A 21306-nucleotide genomic window follows, 5' to 3' on the forward strand; every position below is an offset into this window, starting at 1 on the left:
TACAAACTACGCTTACAGTCCGTTTTTATATTCATCCTAAGGTAATAGTGTAGAGGCATTAGCTATGCAACTACCCAGCATTATTATCTCAATTCGCATAATGCTAATGGCATTCCTTAAATACAAAAAAACGAGCCATAAGCTCGTTTTCTTAGTAGAGAACAGTGTAAGAGTTAAACTGCGTCACTCGCAAATTGACCTTCATTCGACGACTTAGATTTAGCTCTTTCTAACTGAAATTCACGTAATTTAAAGTACGAATATGTTACGACAATAGAAAAGAACAAGTACGACAATGAAAAGATAAATGGCGAATTAATTAGGTTTGCTTCTAGCCCCCACATGACACCGATTATAGTCACACCAATCTTTGCCGTTAATCCCATTAACAACATAAGTAATGCCAATTGCGGGTAACGTACCGAACAGCGGAAAGAGAGCCAGTATCCAGCACCTACAGCAATAGCAGCGACACCAAAACCAACCATAAACGAATGGAAATGCTCGCCAGAAAGAACGCCAGCAACGGCAGAAAGAAGGAAGATCAAACCAAATTTCATAAACACCTCAACACTAGAATAAGAAAAAGCATCCTTTCAACAACATTATTTTCCCACTGATCGTTTAAAAATTATACAACAATTTACTTCACTTCTGAAATATTAATCACAATTTTCATGGATTTACATTTCGCAACATTTTAACATGCTGTATCATAAGATTTTACAGGCATAATGTTAACACTTTGCTAATAAAAATTAAATTGTAAAAAAGTTTGTCTAACTGCGTATTATCGACATTAATCACATCTAGATATCTAAAACCACCAACAATCTAGAATGAAAATCTAGATATACCTTTTATTTATGACATTTAGTAAAGCCAAATTCGTGGTGCAGACAAAGGGTTAATGCGACGTCGAACAAAAAAATACAGTTACTTTACATTTCGATCAACGCAACGAAATAGTAACGTAACCTGAAAACCGCCTTCATCTAGGTTTTTTGCAACGGCCTTTCCTTTCATGATTCTCATAGACTCATTAACAATCGCTAAGCCCAGTCCATATCCTCCTGATGCCTTCTCTCTTGATGACTCAAGCCGTGTGAAAGGATCAAAAACAGATTGTAAATGTTGTGGTGGGATACCAAGCCCATTGTCTTCTACAGAAATAACAACGTTTTCATCTAGAATGTTAACTCTGAGATTAATCGTCGCATTGTTGCCGGCATATTTAATCGCATTGCCTACAAGATTCTTCAGTACCCGTTGAACTAAACGATGATCTGCAATTCCATACGTCGAGATACCTTTAGTCTCAATAAAAGACAAGCTCTGGCCTGGTTTAATTACCTCTTGATGTTCTAATACTTGATGTCGGCATAAACTCGCGAAATCGACAGGTAGAAGGTTCACTTCATAACTCGCATTTTCTAATCGACTATATTCTAAAATTTCCGATACAAGGTCATTCATCTCATTGGATTCACGTTCGAGCTTGGCCAGCATTACTTGGCTTTCTTCTGGTAATCTTCTTTTCAACAGGTGTAATGCAAGATCATGACGTGCCAAAGGTGTTTTTAATTCGTGAGAAACATCTCGAATAAGACGCTTTTGTTTTTCAACGAGAGCATCAATTCTTTGGGTCATGTGATCAAAGCTATCCGCTAGTGCTGAAAATTCTGTTACTCGATTACCAACTGCATGACTGACCCTAACGCTATAGTCACCTTCAGCCAGTTGCTGACTTGCTTCTTGCAGCTTTTTAAGTGGCACTTGTAAATACTTCGCCAATAGAACCGAAAACACACCCAGTATTAGTACCGCAATAACGAATTTGATAAACAAAAAATAATAAGTAAAGTACTTTGCAGGATGATATTGATGAGGAAATTGAATAACGAGCTGATGCTCTGTGGCAAGTGGAATAGCAATGATTGGCTGACTTACTTTATTATCAAAGATCGTATCAATGCTACGTGCAAAGCTTATTTTAAACTCAAAATGAGGGTGCATATCACGCCCACTAATTGGAATATTCTTATCGGTAATGACATAAAGCGTATAGTCTTGGCCTCGCTCCCAATCAGCCAACTCATCCATATCCCCCTCTTTAACCATCACCTCTGCCTGATAAGCCAAACCAAGCATTTCTGATTGAATTTTATCAGGAATGTGTAGTAATCCTCTCACCATTGCAACTTCTGCTATGTTTTGAAGAATTAGAATTAAAAATAAACTCACAGCAAAATAAGAAAATAATTTAAACGTTAAACCATCCTTATCACCAAGTTCAAAAAACACTTTTACCTTATTAAAACCAATCATATCTATAACTATTATCAATAACTCTTTCTGCACACAGAGTAACACATGTCACGAACAAAAATGTGCTACATCAATGTAGTCCAATAAGAGGCCCTAAAAAAATAGTCAACTCAGACACAATTTCCGCTTTCATTGCTTTTTTTTGTAGCTAATGACTCTTTTTTACTCACTAAACTACTTAAAATATGCATTGTGTCATATATTGTTTACTTCACTGCTTTATAAATAGAGAGCTTCTTATAGTCATCATAATGAGTAATCTTGAAGAAGACGTTTAATAATCAGTAGTGCGTAGATATAGATATTAGCAAGGATGCGAAAGATGAAACGATGGGGTCTATTTTTTATGCTCTTAACCCTTACAGGCTGTAGCTCTGGGGTTAACGTTGAAATACCAGATGAGTATTACCAATCCAGTTCAAAGAGCATGGGATACTTAACAGGGAGTCTCGCTGTCACAACAGTATGGCCTTCAACAGGTGAAGGGCTGGAAACAACACTATTTTTAAGAAAACAAGGCCAGAAAGAGCCTATTATCTTAACAAACAGTACTTCGCCCTCTCATTATCAAACAGAAATTATTAAAGGACACATCTTTTCCATTGAATTACCGACTGGGCACTATGAGCTATACAGTATAAAATTCAGAGGTAGCAATGGTATAAAAAAGGTCAACTCTAAAACAAACGATAATTTAGATATTCATTTTACCATTGTAGACAATAACGTTACCTATCTTGGCCAATTCCTAACTTCAAGCCTTATCGCTAAAAGTCCCCTTTGGAACACCCAATACCCAAGCGGACTTGGGATGATTGAACATAGTAATGAGGGGCGTAGAGATAAGCTGTTACTGAATAAATACTACCCTAAATTGAAAGGCATACCATATTCTCAGGAAGTTATTGAAGGGATTAACAATAATAAAATTCTTGCAACGGCCGTAGATTTATAAATCCATCAACGATTCAATCGTTCAGTATCATTTAACACAATAAATAGACGGCAGCTTAATCACTGCCGTTCAAGGGTAGAAATAATGTTACTTCAACTGCACCGGTATACCTGTTTGCAGTAACAGTGCTGAATTTAATTTGTTCTTCGCACTTTCACTACCAGAAACTGCAACGAGTAAATCATCATTTGCCTTAACCACTTTTGGATTACCCGATTGCCCATCACTGCGAGAAAGAGGCTCATGAACTTCCACAAAATGTGAGCCATCAGGTTCAACAGATTGCTTTAGCGGTTGATTAATGATTTTTACTTTTGTCCCTTTCGGTGTTTGTTCAAATAGCCATTCAATATCCCACGGGTTCATTCGTATACAACCAGAACTAACGCGCATGCCGATACCAAAATCTTTGTTCGTCCCATGGATCAAATACTGGCCACTACCGTACGAAAGACGCATTGCATATTCACCAAGCGGGTTTTCAGGCCCTGCAGGCACAACCGCAGGTAACGTAATATCATGCTTTTCACGGTACTCTTTACGTATATTTGCCGTTGGAGTCCACGTTGGGTTTTCGATTTTCTGACTTACTTTGGTTGTCATCCGAGGCGTTTCCCTGCCTATTCGGCCTATGCCTATCGGAAAAACATACATTTTCTCTGTATTATCAGAGGGAAAGTAATATAAACGTAACTCTGCAAGGTTAATGATAATACCTTCGCGTTTCACGTCTGGTAAAATCAACTGCATAGGAATGGTAAGCAATGATCCTGGTGTGGGTAAAAATGGGTCCACACCACGATTAGCCCCCATTAAGGTCAACAAGCCAACATCAAATTTATTGGCTATATCCAACAGGCTTTCGCCTTTATTAACTTGATAGTACTCCATAACCCCGACCATATTGCTGTCTGGGCTTGGACGTTGGTACTCAACGGCTTTTACTGAAATAGATACAGTACAAAAAAGTATAAAGAGTATAAAACGGCTCACAGTAATGCCTCCATCTTCACATCCCCTAAATTATGGCAAACTCTACAACGATACATTCCATGTACTCAATAATTCTCTTTTTTGAGACTATTTAGATCGTACTTAGCACCAGATTGATTCAAAAAGCATTGTATAAAGAAATGTTGTACCGAAAGTCATCATAGCGTCAACCTTTAAGGTATCCATAAACAGAACATTGTCAACGCAGGAAGGTGTTTGTTTCAATAATTTAATGAATGACAATAAAGGAGATCAAAAAAGGAGGGCATCCCCTCCTTTCTTTCATTACTTTCTAAGCTACAACTTATTTAACGCGTTGTAGCGTGCTTGAATCAGTATGCACTAAGGATTTATTATAGATATTCAACCCTGTGCTCTGCGAGTACGTTAACTTATCACCATCAATGTTTAAGTTCATTGTAAATGATGTCGTGGATGCGTTTTCAGTCATGAAGTTAGACTCCGCAATACCTCTTTTTGCTGCAACGAAAGTCATATTGTTTCCAGCAGGGCTTTCTGCCGTTACACAAGTTGTGCGTGGGACACAAAATGAATTATAAACAAGCTGATTCTCTGCATCATAAATCAAGTAACCACGCTGGTCATGGAACTTGGAGTCATCTTTCTTACGAAAAACTTCCTGCTTATAATACACCGCTACAAGATTTTGCTTACTCGCATTCGTTGCATCAGCGGCAAGCTCAAATGTCATTGTTTCATAGAATGGTGTAATAGCTGGAGTTCCTGCCTCCACGCCAGAATTTTCTTGTGCTGGTGCCATATCGACGCCTCCCATTCCACCAGACGTCCATGAGCCAACTAATTGAGCAAGTGGCCCAAAATCGACGCCATCGATAACATTATGCTCGGCCATTGCTGGGAGAGAGAGCGACATTGCGAAGGCTAACACGGTTAACTTTTTCATTTTTACTTCCTTGTAATTATCATTTATAAATTTTTGTGGATGTTAATAATTCAAGAGAAATAAGACATTGATCTAGATCAATTTTGCCATATAACAAAACAAGCCTGCACAATATGCGACTCGCCCCATATTTTCCACTATAGATCCGGAGCAAGTTAACACTTCTATAAATCAATTTTGCCATAAATAAAAAAGCGAGGCTGATTAGCCTCGCTTTTAAAATGATATTTATCAAAAACTACGCATATTGTGTGGTCAGGGTCTTCCACGTTTTGCGTTGTTCTTCGAGCAAACGCTTCATTTCATTGTATTGCTGAAGAAACTCAAAACTTTCATAGTGCTTAAGTAATCTATTTTTTTTCAGTTCAAGCATTCGCTTCTGGGCTGCGTAGTAATCAGTCATCTTGAGTAGTAGGATATTGTACTCCTCTTCAAGTCGCTCAAGACGTGCTTGACTGTTTGGTACATCAGCGAGTTTGCTTTGTAGACGCTTTAGAACCATCGTCGCTTTCGCTTTTTCTATGCGGTCTTCAGGGCAAGTACGTAAGTTCTTTGCAAATCCACACATCTCAGATGCTTTAATCAACCACTTCGTCGGGTCAAACTGCCACCAGCGAATACCATTTCGATAGTCATTTTCAAAGATATGATGATAATTATGATACCCCTCACCAAACGTCAAAAATGCTAATACACCATTATCCCGTGCCGTATTTTTATCAGTGTAAGGCTGACTGCCCCAAATGTGCGCCAAGGAGTTAATAAAGAACGTAGTATGGTGGCTTAGTACTAATCGTACTACACCAACTAATAATAACGCTCCCCAGACATCACCATGAATAAGCCCAAACACAAGTGGGATACCAAAGTTAGTGATAACAGCTAGAGGCGCATAATACTTGTGCTGCCACATAACAATTTTATCTTTTTGTAAGTCACGGCAATTTGAGTAATCGCTGTACCGGCTAGCCTGATACTCCCGCAGCATCCAACCAATATGGCTATAGAAGAAACCCTTTTTAGCTGAATAAGGGTCTTTATCATTATTATCAACATGGCGGTGATGCACCCGGTGATCTGATGACCAATGTAAAATACTATTTTGTAAAGCAAAAGCCCCACCAATAGCAAAGATGAAGCGCATAACAGCGTTCGCTTCATAGGCTTTATGTGACCACAAACGGTGATATCCCGCCGTTATCGATAGGCCACAAAATGAAAAAGCAGCAATCAGCATTAACACCTGCACCCAATCAAAGCCTATATAGAAAGCATAAATTGGTGTACCAATAGCAGCAATAGAAAATGTAATCGCGAAAATAGCTACGTTAAACCAGATAAATGGGGGTTTCGTTGTTGTCATCCTTTAACCTTTGCAATTGAGCGTACAACTGTAAGCTAGAATAATAAGGGAATCGTTTGCCGTCAATGGAGAAACACATTATTTACAATAAAAAAAGCCACTTTTTGATTAAGTGGCTACCTTTCGCTATTCATTTTAGTTTAATTTATCGATTATTTTTTCAGCTGAGGGTCAACGCAAGCATAAATCTGCCCGATTGAATCATCTTGCTCAAATAATGATAACGTTAGCCTTGCAACTTCATCGCGAGTTATTAAACCGTGTACTTCTTCACCTTGAGTCAAGCAACCTGAACCGGTTATCTCACCATCTTGCAACCCTCCAGGCCGTAAAACAGTGAACTCAAGCTGGCTCGTTTGTAGCCAAGCTTCAGCGAGTGTCTTTTCTCTTACAGCTTGACCAAATACGGCTTTAGCTCGTTCTGGAAGTGTATGCCAGCTATCACCACAGCCTAATGACGTTACCATAAGAAAACGTTTAAGGTGACTACGTTCTAGCGCATCAATAAGGTTTCGATGACCTATATAATCAACAGGTTGGCTTGACTGAAAGCTGCCCATTGTCGATAACACATAAGCCTTTTTAGGCGCATGTTCTAATACTCGTTCAATATCTTCTTTATTAAGTGCATCACCCTGTACGATGGATACCCCAACCGATTCAAGCTGAGCTGCAGCGTCAAGGCTTCTCACCATTGCGACGACTTTGAAGCCTTGCTGTCGATAGAATCGAGCAATACGGAAACCTAAACCACGACTTGCGCCAAATAATATTAATGTTTTCATTATTCAAACCAAAAAAATAAGTACAAATGATTATACATATCATTTGCACTTACATGTAAGAGCGCTTTTACTTCATTTTGATTTTGGTCAAGGCGACCTCTTATTTTTTCAAATCACCTTTTACGTGCGCTTCCATTTCTTCACCAATTTGCGTTCTCATGTTCATTAAACGAATGGCCGACTCACGAAGTTTAATGTCTTCTTCTTTTTCAGGCACCCACTCAGGTACTTTTGTTGGTTTGCCTGCTTCATCAACCGCAACCATGATAACAATACAGTGGGTCGTTAAACGGTTTTCAAGCTCTTTTGGATCACTAGCCTGTACATCTATTGCAATATGCATAGAGGAAGATCCGGTATAAATAACTTTGGCGCTTACTTCAACTAAATTACCGACATGAATAGGCTGCACAAATCGTATTCCACCAGCATAAACAGTAATACAATACTTCCCGCTCCAGCCTGCAGAGCATGCATAAGCGGCTAAATCGATCCATTTCATCACAGCACCGCCGTGAACCTTACCTCCGAAATTAACGTCGCCAGGTTCAGCTAGAAACCGCAATGTAATGTCTCTTTGTCTGTTACTCATGTTCATCCCTTCACTTCATCCCGTTGATTTTATACCAAACAGAAATACAACTATCCATAACGAAAACATAACATATATGGTGCAATAAGCACCCTCTTTATGCCTATACCGATAAGCAAACACTCAAGCTACCTCAATGCCCGGCTCCGGCATCATGACGTAGCTGGGTAAATAATAGATCTGCTCACTCATGGATAGGCTTACCTGTAACTGCGCATAAAAAAAGCGCCATCAAGGCGCTAATATCTAAAAATTATTTTGTCCTTAAATTACACGCCTTCTTGCAGTTTCTCTTCCGCGTGCTGTTTCAAAGACATTAGCTGTTGCTCTAACTCCGCGACTTGGCTCGCCAACGCCTCATTTGTTTTGGTTAGCGTTTCGGCCTCTTTATGACTTTTTGATAATTCAGCTTGCAGTGCCTCTGTTTGCTGTTCTGCTTGCTTAAATTGCTCTTTTTCAATATCAAGATCTGCTTTCAATTTACGATACTGGCGCTGAGCGGTTAACTTAGCTTTATGTGCTTTATCAGCGTCAATTTTGGCATTTTCACATAGCTTCGACTCTTCAGCTAACTTGCTATTGATTACACCAAGATCCAAATTTAACTGTGCTTCTATCGCAACAAGGGCTGCAATCTGCTTCTCTTGTTCAGTAAACTGCTCATTTGCTGTTTGTGCCGCCTGCCCCGTCATCACAGACAAGTGCTCAGTTACATTACGAGTAAACATATCCATCACATCAAACGGAAAACATAAACGTTCGCTTTCCTTCTGTTTCGGAAAATATTGTTTATCTAAACTTTCAAGTATATTTAATGTGTTTTGATAACTTTGCTCTAAAGCCTCTTTTGCATTCATTATTGCAGTGCTTTCGACAGTATTACCTGCACTAACTGCCGACTGAAACTGTTTAACCCACTCATCATACTGGTTTACTTGARCTAACTTAACGAATGGGTGGTTACGAAAATCATATTCCATCATGTATTTCCTGCCATGTATCTAAAAATTAAAATTAAAGTCTGCATACCTTTTTTAGCCTATAATTCATCAAAGTACGCGTGAAATATCATAAACTTTGAACTCTATTCGAATAATATTTAATCTACAAAAAATCAATGACAGTTTCGATAAGACTTTATGACAAATTGCTCACTGTTACATTTTTGCTATATACAGGTGCTATAACAAAATACAACTATTCTATTTTATAATTAAGTGGGCTTAACGTTGCCAATGAAACCCTTGAAACGCTATCAATATGAGCGATACGCTATTTTATGTAACCTTGCTTACCCGCTCACATTCAATCACACCCTGTACGGTTTCACTCAGGAGGGTCGGCATGAAATTTATGACCGCTGGGGACGTACTATAATTCGCATTTTATGGGGCGATAGTCCTGAAATCATTGTTGTCTTTAAAGGCTCTCAAAGTTTATGGGATTGGTTACTTAACCTCGCACTCATTCCTCAAAAAATCCCCTCGGGGGAAGGTTATTGCCATGTGCACTGGGGGTACAACTATTTATTAAACCAACACAGTAAACTTCCTTCCAATGTAACGAGCTCTCCTCATATTACCGAAGCCATGAAAGTGGACTTTACCCAATCGAAAGAAAGACAACCGTACAAAGATGGACACAGTATCTACCAACAAATCGAAGATATATTACTTCCTCTAATTAATGCAGGAAAGAAAGTCTCTTTTACAGGCCACTCCTCGGGAGGAGCAATGGCAATCTTGGTTGCACACCGCCTGTTTCAACACCAACCAAAGGCAATTAAGCGGATCGTAACATTTGGCCAGCCTGCAACTGGGTTTTGGAACTTTAAGCAAAGCTACCCGCTGCATCACCGTACTTATCGTATTTGTTGTGATTTAGATATTGTTACCTTTTTACCCCCTATTCCACTTATGTTTTGGCATGTAGGTAAAATGCTTTGGTTACATGATGGAAAGATTTATGAAGATACGCCAACAATTAAACGTTTATCTCGCTCATTAGTTAGCTGGATTTTACGACCAATCTCCTATCACTACATGAATAAATACATACGAAATAAGGATTTTTTCGACAAGCACTAATAAAGGTATTTTTGTAACCATTATTGAGGGTGCAAATATCAAAGTGGTATAGTGCACAAAACTCATTTTGGTAGCTGTAATAATGCCTGAAACACACCCCACGTTTGAAGACCTTATCCATTCAAGGCGCTCCGTTCGAAAATATGATCAAACCGCTGCTTTTGATCACGAGTCTGTTACGCGGTCACTTAACCTTGCCACATTGTCACCAAATAGCTCCAATATGCAGCTTTGGGAATTTCATCGCGTTGTTAACGATGATAAGCGCCAAACACTTGCTAAATATTGCATGAATCAAAACGCAGCAAAAACAGCCAATGAATTGATTGTTTTTGTTGTGACACCGTATAAATGGAAATCACGAGCAGAGCTTAACGCTGCGCAAATTCGTTCAGCATTTACTGGTCGTCATGATCAAACAGCTAAACGAGCACTAAAATATTACGAAAAACTCATTCCATTTGTGTACAACAACGACCGCTTCGGACTCTTAGGCCTTGCGCGTAAAGTACTGTCATTCTTCCTTGGGTTAAAGAAACCAATGGTTCGAGAAGTCAGCCGCTCTGATTTACGCGTATGCTTACATAAAAGCAGTTCACTTGCAGCGATGACATTTATGACATCAATGCGTGCCGAAGGCTATGACACTTGCCCTATGGAAGGTTTTGATTCCAAAAGAACTAAACAATTGCTTGGGCTACATAAAGATGCAGAAATAACCATGATTATAAGCTGCGGCAAACGTACTGATGACGGCATTTATAGTGAAAGGCATCGCGTGGCTAACGATGAGGTCATTTTTAGTCATTAATTAATCATTTACCCTTATTGCCATACCTTAAGCCAAGCTTTTGAGGTATGGTGGGTAATCACAAAATAAGAACGGTTATGCAGTTACAGATGGAACAGCTCATTAAATTAAAAAATGCGTGGATGGCCAGCCATATCACAGATGCAGAGTACCCAACACCACTGAGTGTAAAAGGCTTAGCACTGTATCAAAGGTACCTTCAGCAGCTAGAGAATCAACCACTGTCGCCACCTCCCGTTCAAACTAATAACCTGACGCTTTATCCTGTGGACTGCCATCCACTCACTATTCGTTATGCGCTGGTACTTTCAAGTCACTGGACTGATGAATCTGAGAAAGAGGCCTTAATTGAATTCCTAACACAAATCATGCTTGAGCCATCTTCTCCGGCGCAGCTTTACGTTGGATTCTACAAAGGTAAGCCCGCGGCCTGTGGCATGATTTTTAATTCGCCTGATGCTGAATTGATAACAGATGTTCATGCGCTCCCTCTTCCCAATAAGCAAACGCTTATCGAGGAAATGCAATCAGCACTCGCCGAGCGTTGTACAACAAATAACCTTAATATCGAACAGTAATTTCAATGACCGATTCATTTAAAACGCCAGCTTTTTGCTGGCGTTTTTGTTTGCGGCCACTATGAATTACACTATGACACTGTAATTAATGCATTCGCTAAGTAATCAATGTGCTGCTCTTGTAAACCCGCAATATTTATACGCCCGTCACCGACAGCATAGATTGCAAACTCATCACGTAAGCGACCAATTTGTTCAGGTGTTAGTCCTGTTACCGAGAACATGCCCTTATGTTGCTCGATGAAATTATACTGCTGTGAGCCTTGTGCTTGAATGGCTCCCACGAGACCACTACGAAGGCTCAACAAGCGGTTATTCATTTGTGTTAGCTCTTTCTTCCAATTAGCGGTCAACACGTCATCATTCAAGATAGTAGCAACGATTGCTGCACCATGATCAGGTGGCATCGTATACGTTGAACGCGCTAAATTCAGGATACGACCTTTCGCTTTTTGGGCTTCTTTCAGGCTATCGCTCACAATGATTGCAGCCCCTGTGCGCTCACGGTATAGACCAAAGTTTTTCGAGCATGACGTTGCGATAACCATTTCTTCAGTATTATCCGCCATGTACTGCAAACCTGCCGCATCTTGCTCTAAGCCATCACCAAAACCCTGATAAGCGATATCGACAAATGGCATGAAGCCGTTTTTATTTGCAAGGTCTGTAATCGCTTGCCAGTCAGAAAATGAGATATCAGCACCGGTTGGGTTATGGCAACAACCATGCAATAACACAACATCTTTAGGGCCCGCTTTTGAAAGCTCAGACAACATCGCAGCACTATCAACCTGTTTTGTTGCCGGATTAAAATACGGGTAGTAGCGCACTTTTAACCCAGCGGCTTCCATGACAGGTTTATGGTTTACATAACTTGGGTTTGAAATCCAAACCGTTGTATCTGGCTCTGCAATATACATAAGATCAGCCAACATACGTAACGCCCCACTCGCCCCAGGTGTTTGTACACCTGCAGAGCGCTGGAAGGCCGACGTACCTGTTAGCAACAAATCAATCATCGATTGATTGAATTGTTCATTACCCGCCAAACCAACATAAGCTTTTGTCGTTTGCGTACTCATTACTTGTTGCTGGGCAAGCTGTACGGCGTTCATGATTGGCGTTTCACCTTGACTGTTACGGTAAACACCAATACCAAGATCCACTTTTTCTTCACGAGGATCTTCACGATACGCTATAGACAATGACAATATAGGATCAAGTTGCGCTTCAGCTAGCTGCTTGAACATACTTAAAATTCCGTTTTACTAAATACACGATAACATCAACCTATCACTTCATTTGCGTTACGTCATCAGCTATTTAACGCATTGAATTCTCTTTTTTTTATAAGGCTGATTTGATCTTAAACAAAACTTCTTCCAAGTCTGGTTGCAGACTGCTACCAAAAGCCTAAATTTAAAGTATGTCAGGATAACAACTGATGATATTACATTTAATCAAAGCATTGGTATAACAACACGTTAGATACTAATGGAGGTCACTATGAAAAATAGTGTTGATGTCCGTACATTACTCAATGTCTATGAAAAGGTGAAAACACAAGGCCAAACCATTGACATGGGTAACCAGCTAGAAGATATCAGGTGTATAGAGAACCACGATGGTTATAGCGTCAGCTTATCTGATGATACTGTCAGCCTCGACATTAATTTCCACAACACCTATCACTTCCACACCATGAATGAAGACCCAGACACCGTTATTAATCAAACAACAACTGAATTTCATAATAATAATGAACAGCAAATTCAAGCTTTTATTCATAAGTTACAAGAGCTAGATAAAAAATACTAAATCTGTGCGGATAATTGAAAACTTTATAAACCGCCAAATAATTTAATGATGCCTATTTCCCTCAGAACCTGCCGGCTCTACGCCGGCAGAGAATCAAGTAAGAACGATGTTTCTTACCTTTTACATCGGCCTGACATTTCCCCAATAAAACTTACTTACTCTGTATATGATGAACAAAGATAACAAAAACTCGCGTTCAGGATTCATTCATAAAATTTATAGTACAGTTCAACTGAAAATACCTATATCAGGAAGTCAACCACATGATGGCACAAGAATTAAGATCAAATGAGATTGATATAGTCATTGAGGCCCTTGACGAGTGTTATCGTCGTCTTAACGCAGCAGAAATGTCTGCAAAAGATCTCACTCAAGATGGCTTTGCTTTAATGTTTAAATCTGCTTATCAAAGCATGGCTGATAAACAGCATTAGCCCCCCCCTGTTTATATGACATAAAAAGCTCAAGATATCCTTGAGCTTCGTATCTTCAGGTTTGTCTTTTTATAAATCCCAATCTCGATTTTGTAAAACGACACGATATCCATCAATATCTTCGAACGTCTTACCGACATTTTCCCAGTAAGGATTATTTGAGTCGACGACACTAAATCCCGCATCAATCATATTACGGCATGTTCGTTCCCACATCTGACTGCAGTCAATATAAAAAACAAGTAGGTGATCTGTGGATGGCGCCTTACCAGCTACCGTACCAATCTGATGAATAAACTCGAGGTGGTAAGAATGCTTTTGGTGTCCTAATACAACACCATCAAAGCCTTCATGATCTTTAAATTGTTTCAGCATTTCAAAGCCAAGTGCTTGACTATACATTACCGCAATTTGATTTAAATTATCTGTCGGTCTGACAACACGCAGCGTCGAATCTAAAGGTATCATAACTAAATCAAACTCCATTTTATTATTTCAATTCAGTATTTTACTCCTGTCACACTTCGTATTCAACAAGACACATAACATCCCTTGCACATTCTTTGATGCCAATCACACCAAGAATAATATTTAGAAATAAAAGTTCTGGAGGCAAAATCAATTATCTTTGAGTTTGTTTCATTATTCACCTGATTTTTTGGAATCCATGCTGCGTTAATTGTGGAATTAATGTGCAATCTGACGCACACACCTTGCCCTACTGTCAATATCTTCTAAATTCACAAACATGACTGGGATGTCTGACTGCCATATATAACTTGAAAGGCAGCGTTGTAGATAAACCGCTTGAAGAGCCATTAAAATTACAAGGAATGAATATGTCTACTGTCCCCACCCTTGACGACAAATTGCATGGATTACTCCCATACGAGAAAGATGAGATCAACCAAGCTTATCGCTCTTATTTAGAGTTTGGTCTACCAACCAATAATAGTGAAAAGAAGAACATCTTAATTGTGGGTTGTGGAATTGCTGGCATGGTTTCAGCCGCGCTGCTAAGAAAATCAGGGCATACCGTCACCATTATTGAGGCAGACAGTCGTGTTGGTGGTCGTATTAAAACCTTCCGAAATAGTGATAAAAAGCGCTATTTTGAAGATGACAATCTAACCGGTGAAGCGGGTGCAATGCGCATACCTGACATGCACAAACTTGTTCAGTACCTCATCGACTATACCGGGGTTGAAAAACAACTTTTCCTCAATAAAACCGTGTCTAAAGAAGATGCAACATCATCTCTCATTAACTCACCAAATATAGATGAGGATGGTAATGTCAATATAGAGGCTTTAGAGGCAACAGGAAGAAACTTCCTACACGTAAACCACAAACATGTTTCTCGTAAAGACTACGAAGATACCAATGATGTAAACAGCCTACTTAATTACAATCTATCAAATAACGAAAACAAAAAAGCAAGTGATCTACTTGAAGAAGCTATTGGGGAGCTTCGTCGCCAAGTAAACGAAGACCCTAAAACGGTTTGGCCAAAAATTATCGAAAAGTATGGCGAATACTCCATGCGCCGCTTTTTAAAAGAGCAAAATCCAGATTTATCAGAAAATGCGATTGAAATGATTGGTGTGCTAGAGAACCTTGAGTCACGCATGTCTTATTCTTTCATTCAAAGCTTCATTGAACTCGCCATTATCTCTCCCGAAACACCATTTTGGTTAATCAAAGGCGGCACTGACAAGTTTACCCAAGCCTATTACGAGAAAGAGGGGCTTGAAGATATTACCTTCTTAAATCAAACGCTGGTTGATATCTATAAGTGTAAAGAAACCGGTAAAGTGAAAGTGAATACGAAGGTTTCGTCTGAAAATCGTGATCATAGCGACCGTGACCATGCTATTGCCCAACTACTTAGCTCAAAAAGCTGGGATGAAGCCATCGTCACTATTCCTTTTTCAAGCTTCCGTATGGTGCATGTCTGGCCTGAAATGAGCCAGTCAAAACGTAAAGCAATTAGAGAGTTGCATTATGATGCTGCAACAAAAGTACTGTTAGAGTTCCGTGAACGTTTTTGGGAAACCGAGAACGAAATATACGGCGGTGGCTCTATTACAGATCTACCTAACCGTTTCATGTACTACCCAAGTGAGAGAATGGGTTCTGGCAAAGGTGGCGTTATGCTTGCTAGCTATTCTTGGGCAGATGATGCCCGGAAATGGGACTCAATGTCAGAATACGAGCGTTTTTGCTATGCACTCGAAAACGTCGCCATAACGCATGCCAAGCATACCCCCAACGATGATTATGAAACACGCAAAAAAGCACAGCAAAAAATCCGTGATTTATGTGTTTTCAACCCTGAAAAATATGAGCATACACAAGAAAACATTGTTGGTGCCGCTACCATTAGCTGGATGAATAACCCATATGCATTTGGTGAAGCAGCAATTTTCTATCCCGGCCAGTTAGAGCTTCTACATGAATCTATTATCAGTTCTGAGTGGCCAAGTAATGAAACAGGGAAATCTATCCTGCACTTTGCTGGTGAGCATGCATCTTTAAAACACGCATGGATAGAAGGTGCCATTGAGTCTGCGGTTAATGCCGCCCTCGTTGTTAATGAAAACCCACTTCCAAAACTTAACCAAGGGTAATCATCATGACGCGTATACCTTACTTAGACCAAAATAACGGACTCGATGATTCAGCTGCTGAGGTTTTCGAGCATATCAATGAAAGTCGCGGTAATGTGATTGGTGTTTTTGCGCTATTGCTAAATAGCCCACCAGTAGCAAAATTAACCGCTGATTTAGGTGGCTACCTTCGGTTCGATTCTATCTTGAATCAAACCGTAAAAGAGCTAGTAATATTAACAACACTAAGTGAAAACTATTGCCAATTTGAATGGGCTTTCCACGAAGGTTTCGCCCTAGAAGCAGGGATATCACCTCAGGTTGTCGATGTAATCAAGTATCGCCAAGAATTATCGAGTGAGCCTGAAGTTAGCCCAATCGAAGCGAAAATTATTCGATTTGTTAGAGAGCTAGTTAATAACAAACGTATTACTGACAGCACCTACCAAGCGCTTGAGCAAGAGTTTAGTACCCAAGAGCTGACAGAAATCACCTCTTTAACAGGGTATTACTGCATGGTTGCTTGCCAATTAAATGCTTTTGCCCTCTCTGCGCCAGAAGGTAAACCGCACCTTCCAGAACCAGCAGTGGCTTCAGATGCTGCAACTGAAACTAAGTAACACATATCAAAAACGATAGGCCGTAGAGGGTACGGCCTAAGCCCCTCATCGACATCTACTCACGGATAGCAGGAGATGAACAATGTCTGCAAATTTAAATCAAACGAATATAGAAGTTAATGACCCTAATTTTCAGCAAGCCTTTTCGCAACTACAGGGCAATATCTTAAAAGGTCATGGAAGAGACCATTCACGCCATGTTTTTTTCTCTTTCACAGGCGATAAAGAGGCCAACCGCAAGTGGGTCTCAAAACAAGCAGAACAAGTAACATCCACACTTGAGCAAAATAAACAGCAGATCAGCTTCAAAGAAAATGGGGTTATACACCTCTTCATGAATTTTATGCTCAGTTGTAACGGTTACAATCAACTCGGTATTGATGAAAATGAATGGCCATCAGACAAAGCGTTCCGCTCTGGAATGAAAGACTTAAGCACGCCTTTTGATACTTTACCTAGAGGTGACCATAACCCGACAGCAAACCCGCTTAACGATGACGTAAGCCAGTGGGAAACAGGGTTTCGGGAAGATGTTGATGGAATGGTTTTGCTTGCTCTTGGTGGATTAAACGATGAACAAGCCGAGTTAAAGCTTGAGCAAGAAGTCAAAAAACTTGAGCAGTCAATGGCAGGCACAGCACAAATCATTTTTGTGCAGAAAGGTCACGTCATGCGTAATGAAAAAAAACAAGTTATTGAGCATTTTGGTTTTGTCGATGGAGTAAGTAACCCGAAGTTTTTATTTTCAGAACTCAATGAAGAATTTAAAAATGGTGGTTATTCCAAAAATGACCCAAGCGCCCCGTTAAATACAGTAATGGTTCGCGACCCTGGTGGTGATGAAAATGGTTATGGTACTTATGTTGTCTACCGTAAGCTTCAACAAAACATCAAAGGATTTTGGGAGCGTCTTGATATCCTTGCCAATACTCTCTCCGAGACGAGCTCTGAAAAAGTTGATGCCGAGTATGCCGGTGCGCTTTGTGTAGGTCGCTTTAAGGATGGCACCCCCATCTCAGAACAAGGTAAAGATGGTTGGACAAACCTCTTTAATAATTTCAATTACGATGATGATTCTGATGGGTTGCGTTGTCCATTTCACTCACATACCCGCAAAACCAATCCTCGTGGCGATACCGTAAGACAATTTAACTCCCCACCTACGATTGAGCGGAGCCGACGTATCGTTAGACGTGGCATCAGTTTTGGCTCGACAAATTTAGAGCCAACGAGTGAGTGGACTGATGCAGGTTTACTCTTTATTAGCTTACAAGCCGATATTGTTGATCAGTTTATCTTCATGCAAAACACATGGTGTAACAACGAAGGCTTTGTACGCCAAGCAACCGGAACGGATCCACTCGTTGGCCAAGTTAAACCCGGTTCAGAGCCTATGGCACAAAAATGGTCTACCAGTTGGGGGAACCCAAATGCAGAACAAGTAGACTTTAGCTTCTCTGGTTTTGTCAAAAACTTAGGTGGTGAATATTTCTTCATGCCTAGCCTTAGCTTTTTACGCTCACTCTCTAATGAATTAAGTGAATAGGTTATTGTATGAATGAAGAAACAAAAAGTACCTTAACTGCTACCGACACAACCGTTAATACCACTACCACCGCGCGATATGTGCTTGATGCAATTGGCACGCAAGGTGTTAAACATGTATTTATGGTACCTGGTGGTGTCGTAGACCCTTTTCTCGATCAATTTGGAACTGACGAAGACGATATAAAGGCAATTGTTGCAGCAAATGAAGCTGGCGCAGCCTACATGGCTGACGGGTATGCCAGGGCAAGTGGCAAGTTTGGTGTCTGCATGGGGATTGGCGGCCCCGGTATCGCTAATATGGTGGGCCCTTTAGCTGCAGCTTATGCTGATAGCTCTCCAGTGCTGGCACTTGCTGGTGAAGTTCCTACAGCGTGGGATGGCCGAGGTGGATTCCAAGATGCCAGCGCAGCAGGACTCAATGATATCGGATTTCTTAGCCAGGTTACTGAGTTAGCACTAGAAATACCGAAGTCTAATATGGTTCCCCATATGCTAGACACGGCATTTCGAAAAATGCTTGGTCGCGATCAACGCCCTGTTAGCCTGAGTTTTCCAAAACAAATTCAAACTGAAGAAATCAACGTTACTCCAGGTTTGCATAAGTGTATTCAATGCGAAAATATCAGCCCAAGAGCCATTGATATTCATGCCGCTCAACAACTCATCGAAGGGCTTCGCCAAACCTGCCAATCAAACAAAGCCAACGTATCAATACTGGTTGGAAGTGGGACTGTTCGATCTGAAGCCAGTGAAGCATTAATTAATTTCGCTGAAAAATACCATATTCCAGTTGCAACAACCTTAAAGGCTAAAGGTGCTTTCCCCGAAACTCACCCACTTTCTCTTGGGGTATTTGGGTATGCTGGTACCAACCATTCAACACTCGCACTACTGAATGGTGATCAAACAAACCCTAGTTGCCCTAATTACGGCGTAGAAGACAACCACCTATTAATCGTGCTTGGTTCAAGTTTGAATCAACGAAATACCATGCGCTGGGACGAACACTTAAAACCAGAAAATGGCATTTACCAAGCTGATGTAAACATTTCTACTTTTTCCAAGAACTACCCAATTGATGTCGCAATAAATAGCGATATTCGAACCTTGCTTGAATGGCTAATGGCTGACGAGCAAGCCGAACAGCTCCTCCCTATTTTAGAAACAAATAACATAAGGCAAAAATGGCTCAATAGCATTTCAGTAAAGCCAAGATACTATGATGAAGAAAATCGCCATAGCCCCGCCATTCCCATGCACCCCGCTCGTGTAATTAGTGAACTACAAAACATTGCACCTCAGCATACAATTATTATCGGGGATTCTGGAGCACATCGGGCATTTGCAGGCCATTACTGGCAAAGTAACGCTCCTCGCGAGTACCTCACTGCGACCGCACTGGCGCCTATGGGTTGGGCTATCCCCGCTGGTATCGGCGCGAAAGTCGCTGAACCTGAAAAAGCATGCGTTATTGTCACAGGTGACGGCTGCATGTTAATGAATGGTATTGAAATTCAATCGGCCGCTCGTAATAACATTCCTCTTATTGTTCTCGTCGTTAATAACAGCGCCTTAGGAAATGTCTATTTACGTGCAAAAACACCAATCGCCAAAGAATTAACCTCATTAAATACGCATAACTGGGCTGATTTTTCCAAGTCACTTGGCGGTGATGGTGTTGTTGTAGAAAACCCAGATGATCTTGCAGCGGCGTTTGATCGCGCTTTTTCAGCTAAGGGACCTTTTGTAATAGACGCACGTTGTGATCCGCATTTCCCGACACCAATTAACCCTTGGCGGGCAGAAAACGAACATCCTAATTGGGCAGAAGATCAATCTTAAACAGGACGATATTATGGCAGCGTTACCACTCATAGAGCGGGAAGATCTCGATCAACAAGGTAAAGACATTTACGATACCTTACTCGGTCCCAGAGATGGCTTATCCGGCATGTATAGAACATTAATGAATCACCCTTTACTTGCACAACATATAGGGCAGCTTGGTACATATGTTCGCTATGAAAGTGAATTGTCTGGCGACATTCGAGAGCTTGGCATTTTAGCTACAGCACGCGCACTCGGTGCACCGTTCGTTTGGGAAAAACACCTAGCACCAGCAGAGCGAGCCGGTTTACCACAAGATGTTATTGAACAAGTGCTTTCGGGAGACATTGCAACGGCAAAGATGAAGCCAGCTTATCTCTATACTTGGCAAATTGCAGAAGATGTGGTCCACCAGCGTAGCCTCTCAACAAAAACACAAGAGGCAATGATTGATGAAATTGGAGTAAAAGGCTTGCTCGATTTAGTGATGGCTTGCGGGATGTATCGCATGATATCGACCGTTGTATTTTCATTTGATGTGCCGCTGCCTGAAGGTGGCACACCACCTTTCTAAAATAAAATGCAGCGCCCTCCAATTAAAACAGGGGGCAATTAAAGCAGGAGCTAATTAAAAGCAGGGTGTGAGCAATCACACCCTGTTTTTAATTATATAAAGGGACTGTTTTTCAGAAGCAGCCAGCTAATGTGCAAGTTCACCACTCGATAATACCGATAAACTATCAGGCGTAAACTTTTGAAAGCTTATTGCTGATTTTTTCGGAGGATAGATAAACTTTGTCACTTTCACGATATATTTAGCAATAATATTGCCTGCCGTATCTTTTTCATCGTACCAAAAGGTATCAATATCGATCTTCTTTCCTATATCCCACTTCATGTCAGTTCGAATAAACTTGTGCTCTTGCGGTATACCTAGTAGCTCCCTATACATGGCGATGCTCCAATTATTAATAAATTTTATGCAGCCATATTCACATAGTTTTCAAATGGTCTTTGTTCGGCGTGTCACAGT

Annotated in this window: 22 protein-coding genes; 11 read left to right on the plus strand and 11 right to left on the minus strand. The window is 40.5% G+C overall.

Features of this window, described 5'->3' with window-relative positions; translation table 11 throughout:
* Positions 1 to 173: 173 nt before the first annotated feature.
* Positions 174 to 560 carry an NADH:ubiquinone oxidoreductase gene (locus L4D78_RS16525; protein ID WP_428467955.1) on the minus strand — a complete coding sequence of 129 codons (387 nt, stop codon included), beginning with the start codon at positions 558 to 560 and terminating at the stop codon, positions 174 to 176.
* Between the two features lie 376 nt (positions 561 to 936).
* Positions 937 to 2328 (minus strand): HAMP domain-containing sensor histidine kinase, encoded by a 1392-nt coding sequence (locus L4D78_RS16530; RefSeq protein WP_428468026.1) that lies wholly within the window; start codon positions 2326 to 2328, stop codon positions 937 to 939.
* 322 nt (positions 2329 to 2650) lie between these two features.
* Between L4D78_RS16530 and L4D78_RS16535 the strand changes: the two genes are divergently transcribed.
* Positions 2651 to 3283 carry a hypothetical protein gene (locus tag L4D78_RS16535; protein WP_428467956.1) on the plus strand — a complete coding sequence of 211 codons (633 nt, stop codon included), beginning with the start codon at positions 2651 to 2653 and terminating at the stop codon, positions 3281 to 3283.
* An 87-nt stretch (positions 3284 to 3370) separates the two neighbouring features.
* On the opposite strand, the gene L4D78_RS16540 is transcribed toward L4D78_RS16535, so the two are convergent.
* From L4D78_RS16540 to L4D78_RS16565, 6 genes are all read right to left on the minus strand, one after another.
* Positions 3371 to 4276: a L,D-transpeptidase family protein gene (locus L4D78_RS16540; protein ID WP_428467957.1), complete on the minus strand. Its 906-nt coding sequence runs from the start codon at positions 4274 to 4276 to the stop codon at positions 3371 to 3373.
* 304 nt (positions 4277 to 4580) lie between these two features.
* Positions 4581 to 5201, minus strand: a complete 621-nt coding sequence (locus L4D78_RS16545; protein WP_428467958.1) for a heme-binding beta-barrel domain-containing protein — start codon at positions 5199 to 5201, stop codon at positions 4581 to 4583.
* A 238-nt stretch (positions 5202 to 5439) separates the two neighbouring features.
* Complete coding sequence (locus L4D78_RS16550) at positions 5440 to 6564, minus strand: acyl-CoA desaturase (RefSeq protein WP_428467959.1); 1125 nt, start codon at positions 6562 to 6564, stop codon at positions 5440 to 5442.
* A gap of 152 nt (positions 6565 to 6716) precedes the next feature.
* Positions 6717 to 7349, minus strand: coding sequence for an SDR family oxidoreductase (locus tag L4D78_RS16555; protein WP_428467960.1), 633 nt, complete (start codon positions 7347 to 7349; stop codon positions 6717 to 6719).
* 100 nt (positions 7350 to 7449) lie between these two features.
* Positions 7450 to 7941 carry an acyl-CoA thioesterase gene (locus tag L4D78_RS16560; protein WP_428467961.1) on the minus strand — a complete coding sequence of 164 codons (492 nt, stop codon included), beginning with the start codon at positions 7939 to 7941 and terminating at the stop codon, positions 7450 to 7452.
* Positions 7942 to 8210: 269 nt separating this feature from the next.
* Entirely contained in the window at positions 8211 to 8924 is a 714-nt protein-coding gene (locus tag L4D78_RS16565; RefSeq protein ID WP_428467962.1) for a hypothetical protein, read from the minus strand.
* Between the two features lie 252 nt (positions 8925 to 9176).
* Here L4D78_RS16565 and L4D78_RS16570 point away from each other — a divergent pair, with 252 nt between their 5' ends.
* From L4D78_RS16570 to L4D78_RS16580, 3 genes are all read left to right on the plus strand, one after another.
* Positions 9177 to 10028, plus strand: a complete 852-nt coding sequence (locus tag L4D78_RS16570; RefSeq protein WP_428467963.1) for a lipase family protein — start codon at positions 9177 to 9179, stop codon at positions 10026 to 10028.
* An 82-nt stretch (positions 10029 to 10110) separates the two neighbouring features.
* Positions 10111 to 10839: a nitroreductase family protein gene (locus L4D78_RS16575; protein WP_428467964.1), complete on the plus strand. Its 729-nt coding sequence runs from the start codon at positions 10111 to 10113 to the stop codon at positions 10837 to 10839.
* Positions 10840 to 10928: 89 nt separating this feature from the next.
* Complete coding sequence (locus L4D78_RS16580; RefSeq protein WP_428467965.1) at positions 10929 to 11417, plus strand: hypothetical protein; 489 nt, start codon at positions 10929 to 10931, stop codon at positions 11415 to 11417.
* A gap of 71 nt (positions 11418 to 11488) precedes the next feature.
* Here the strand turns inward: L4D78_RS16580 and L4D78_RS16585 are convergent, their stop codons facing one another.
* Positions 11489 to 12667, minus strand: a complete 1179-nt coding sequence (locus L4D78_RS16585) for an amino acid aminotransferase (protein WP_428467966.1) — start codon at positions 12665 to 12667, stop codon at positions 11489 to 11491.
* A gap of 256 nt (positions 12668 to 12923) precedes the next feature.
* Here L4D78_RS16585 and L4D78_RS16590 point away from each other — a divergent pair, with 256 nt between their 5' ends.
* Both L4D78_RS16590 and L4D78_RS16595 read left to right on the plus strand, forming a co-directional pair.
* A complete protein-coding gene (locus tag L4D78_RS16590; RefSeq protein ID WP_428467967.1) occupies positions 12924 to 13235 on the plus strand; it encodes a DUF3081 family protein in 312 nt (103 codons plus the stop codon).
* A gap of 263 nt (positions 13236 to 13498) precedes the next feature.
* The gene (locus L4D78_RS16595; protein ID WP_428458546.1) at positions 13499 to 13669 is read left to right on the plus strand and encodes a hypothetical protein; all 171 of its coding nucleotides are present in this window, start codon (positions 13499 to 13501) and stop codon (positions 13667 to 13669) included.
* 69 nt (positions 13670 to 13738) lie between these two features.
* On the opposite strand, the gene L4D78_RS16600 is transcribed toward L4D78_RS16595, so the two are convergent.
* A complete protein-coding gene (locus L4D78_RS16600; RefSeq protein WP_428467968.1) occupies positions 13739 to 14137 on the minus strand; it encodes a VOC family protein in 399 nt (132 codons plus the stop codon).
* A 371-nt stretch (positions 14138 to 14508) separates the two neighbouring features.
* Here L4D78_RS16600 and L4D78_RS16605 point away from each other — a divergent pair, with 371 nt between their 5' ends.
* The 5 genes from L4D78_RS16605 (at position 14509) to L4D78_RS16625 (ending at position 20847) form a co-directional block, all read left to right on the plus strand.
* The gene (locus tag L4D78_RS16605) at positions 14509 to 16299 is read left to right on the plus strand and encodes a flavin monoamine oxidase family protein (RefSeq protein ID WP_428467969.1); all 1791 of its coding nucleotides are present in this window, start codon (positions 14509 to 14511) and stop codon (positions 16297 to 16299) included.
* Positions 16300 to 16304: 5 nt separating this feature from the next.
* The gene (locus tag L4D78_RS16610; protein WP_428467970.1) at positions 16305 to 16898 is read left to right on the plus strand and encodes a carboxymuconolactone decarboxylase family protein; all 594 of its coding nucleotides are present in this window, start codon (positions 16305 to 16307) and stop codon (positions 16896 to 16898) included.
* 82 nt (positions 16899 to 16980) lie between these two features.
* A complete protein-coding gene (locus tag L4D78_RS16615; RefSeq protein WP_428467971.1) occupies positions 16981 to 18444 on the plus strand; it encodes a Dyp-type peroxidase in 1464 nt (487 codons plus the stop codon).
* A gap of 8 nt (positions 18445 to 18452) precedes the next feature.
* Positions 18453 to 20288, plus strand: a complete 1836-nt coding sequence (locus tag L4D78_RS16620) for a thiamine pyrophosphate-binding protein (protein WP_428467972.1) — start codon at positions 18453 to 18455, stop codon at positions 20286 to 20288.
* 13 nt (positions 20289 to 20301) lie between these two features.
* A complete protein-coding gene (locus L4D78_RS16625; protein WP_428467973.1) occupies positions 20302 to 20847 on the plus strand; it encodes a carboxymuconolactone decarboxylase family protein in 546 nt (181 codons plus the stop codon).
* A gap of 126 nt (positions 20848 to 20973) precedes the next feature.
* Here the strand turns inward: L4D78_RS16625 and L4D78_RS16630 are convergent, their stop codons facing one another.
* Positions 20974 to 21225 (minus strand): hypothetical protein, encoded by a 252-nt coding sequence (locus tag L4D78_RS16630; protein WP_428467974.1) that lies wholly within the window; start codon positions 21223 to 21225, stop codon positions 20974 to 20976.
* Positions 21226 to 21306 lie beyond the last annotated feature (81 nt).

The sequence above is a fragment of the Photobacterium minamisatsumaniensis genome (genome assembly GCF_050336695.1).
Classification (GTDB): Bacteria; Pseudomonadota; Gammaproteobacteria; order Enterobacterales; family Vibrionaceae; genus Photobacterium; species Photobacterium minamisatsumaniensis.

Coding starts and splice junctions, on each gene's coding strand:
- L4D78_RS16535 (WP_428467956.1), top strand. CDS start 2,651: ATGAAACGATGGGGTCTATTTTTTATGCTCTTAACCCTTACAGGCTGT.
- L4D78_RS16595 (WP_428458546.1), top strand. CDS start 13,499: ATGATGGCACAAGAATTAAGATCAAATGAGATTGATATAGTCATTGAG.
- L4D78_RS16570 (WP_428467963.1), top strand. CDS start 9,177: ATGAAACCCTTGAAACGCTATCAATATGAGCGATACGCTATTTTATGT.
- L4D78_RS16625 (WP_428467973.1), top strand. CDS start 20,302: ATGGCAGCGTTACCACTCATAGAGCGGGAAGATCTCGATCAACAAGGT.
- L4D78_RS16590 (WP_428467967.1), top strand. CDS start 12,924: ATGAAAAATAGTGTTGATGTCCGTACATTACTCAATGTCTATGAAAAG.
- L4D78_RS16600 (WP_428467968.1), bottom strand. CDS start 14,137: ATGATACCTTTAGATTCGACGCTGCGTGTTGTCAGACCGACAGATAAT.
- L4D78_RS16545 (WP_428467958.1), bottom strand. CDS start 5,201: ATGAAAAAGTTAACCGTGTTAGCCTTCGCAATGTCGCTCTCTCTCCCA.
- L4D78_RS16575 (WP_428467964.1), top strand. CDS start 10,111: ATGCCTGAAACACACCCCACGTTTGAAGACCTTATCCATTCAAGGCGC.
- L4D78_RS16555 (WP_428467960.1), bottom strand. CDS start 7,349: ATGAAAACATTAATATTATTTGGCGCAAGTCGTGGTTTAGGTTTCCGT.
- L4D78_RS16525 (WP_428467955.1), bottom strand. CDS start 560: ATGAAATTTGGTTTGATCTTCCTTCTTTCTGCCGTTGCTGGCGTTCTT.
- L4D78_RS16550 (WP_428467959.1), bottom strand. CDS start 6,564: ATGACAACAACGAAACCCCCATTTATCTGGTTTAACGTAGCTATTTTC.
- L4D78_RS16580 (WP_428467965.1), top strand. CDS start 10,929: ATGGAACAGCTCATTAAATTAAAAAATGCGTGGATGGCCAGCCATATC.
- L4D78_RS16560 (WP_428467961.1), bottom strand. CDS start 7,941: ATGAGTAACAGACAAAGAGACATTACATTGCGGTTTCTAGCTGAACCT.
- L4D78_RS16610 (WP_428467970.1), top strand. CDS start 16,305: ATGACGCGTATACCTTACTTAGACCAAAATAACGGACTCGATGATTCA.
- L4D78_RS16605 (WP_428467969.1), top strand. CDS start 14,509: ATGTCTACTGTCCCCACCCTTGACGACAAATTGCATGGATTACTCCCA.
- L4D78_RS16585 (WP_428467966.1), bottom strand. CDS start 12,667: ATGTTCAAGCAGCTAGCTGAAGCGCAACTTGATCCTATATTGTCATTG.
- L4D78_RS16615 (WP_428467971.1), top strand. CDS start 16,981: ATGTCTGCAAATTTAAATCAAACGAATATAGAAGTTAATGACCCTAAT.
- L4D78_RS16620 (WP_428467972.1), top strand. CDS start 18,453: ATGAATGAAGAAACAAAAAGTACCTTAACTGCTACCGACACAACCGTT.
- L4D78_RS16530 (WP_428468026.1), bottom strand. CDS start 2,328: ATGATTGGTTTTAATAAGGTAAAAGTGTTTTTTGAACTTGGTGATAAG.
- L4D78_RS16630 (WP_428467974.1), bottom strand. CDS start 21,225: ATGTATAGGGAGCTACTAGGTATACCGCAAGAGCACAAGTTTATTCGA.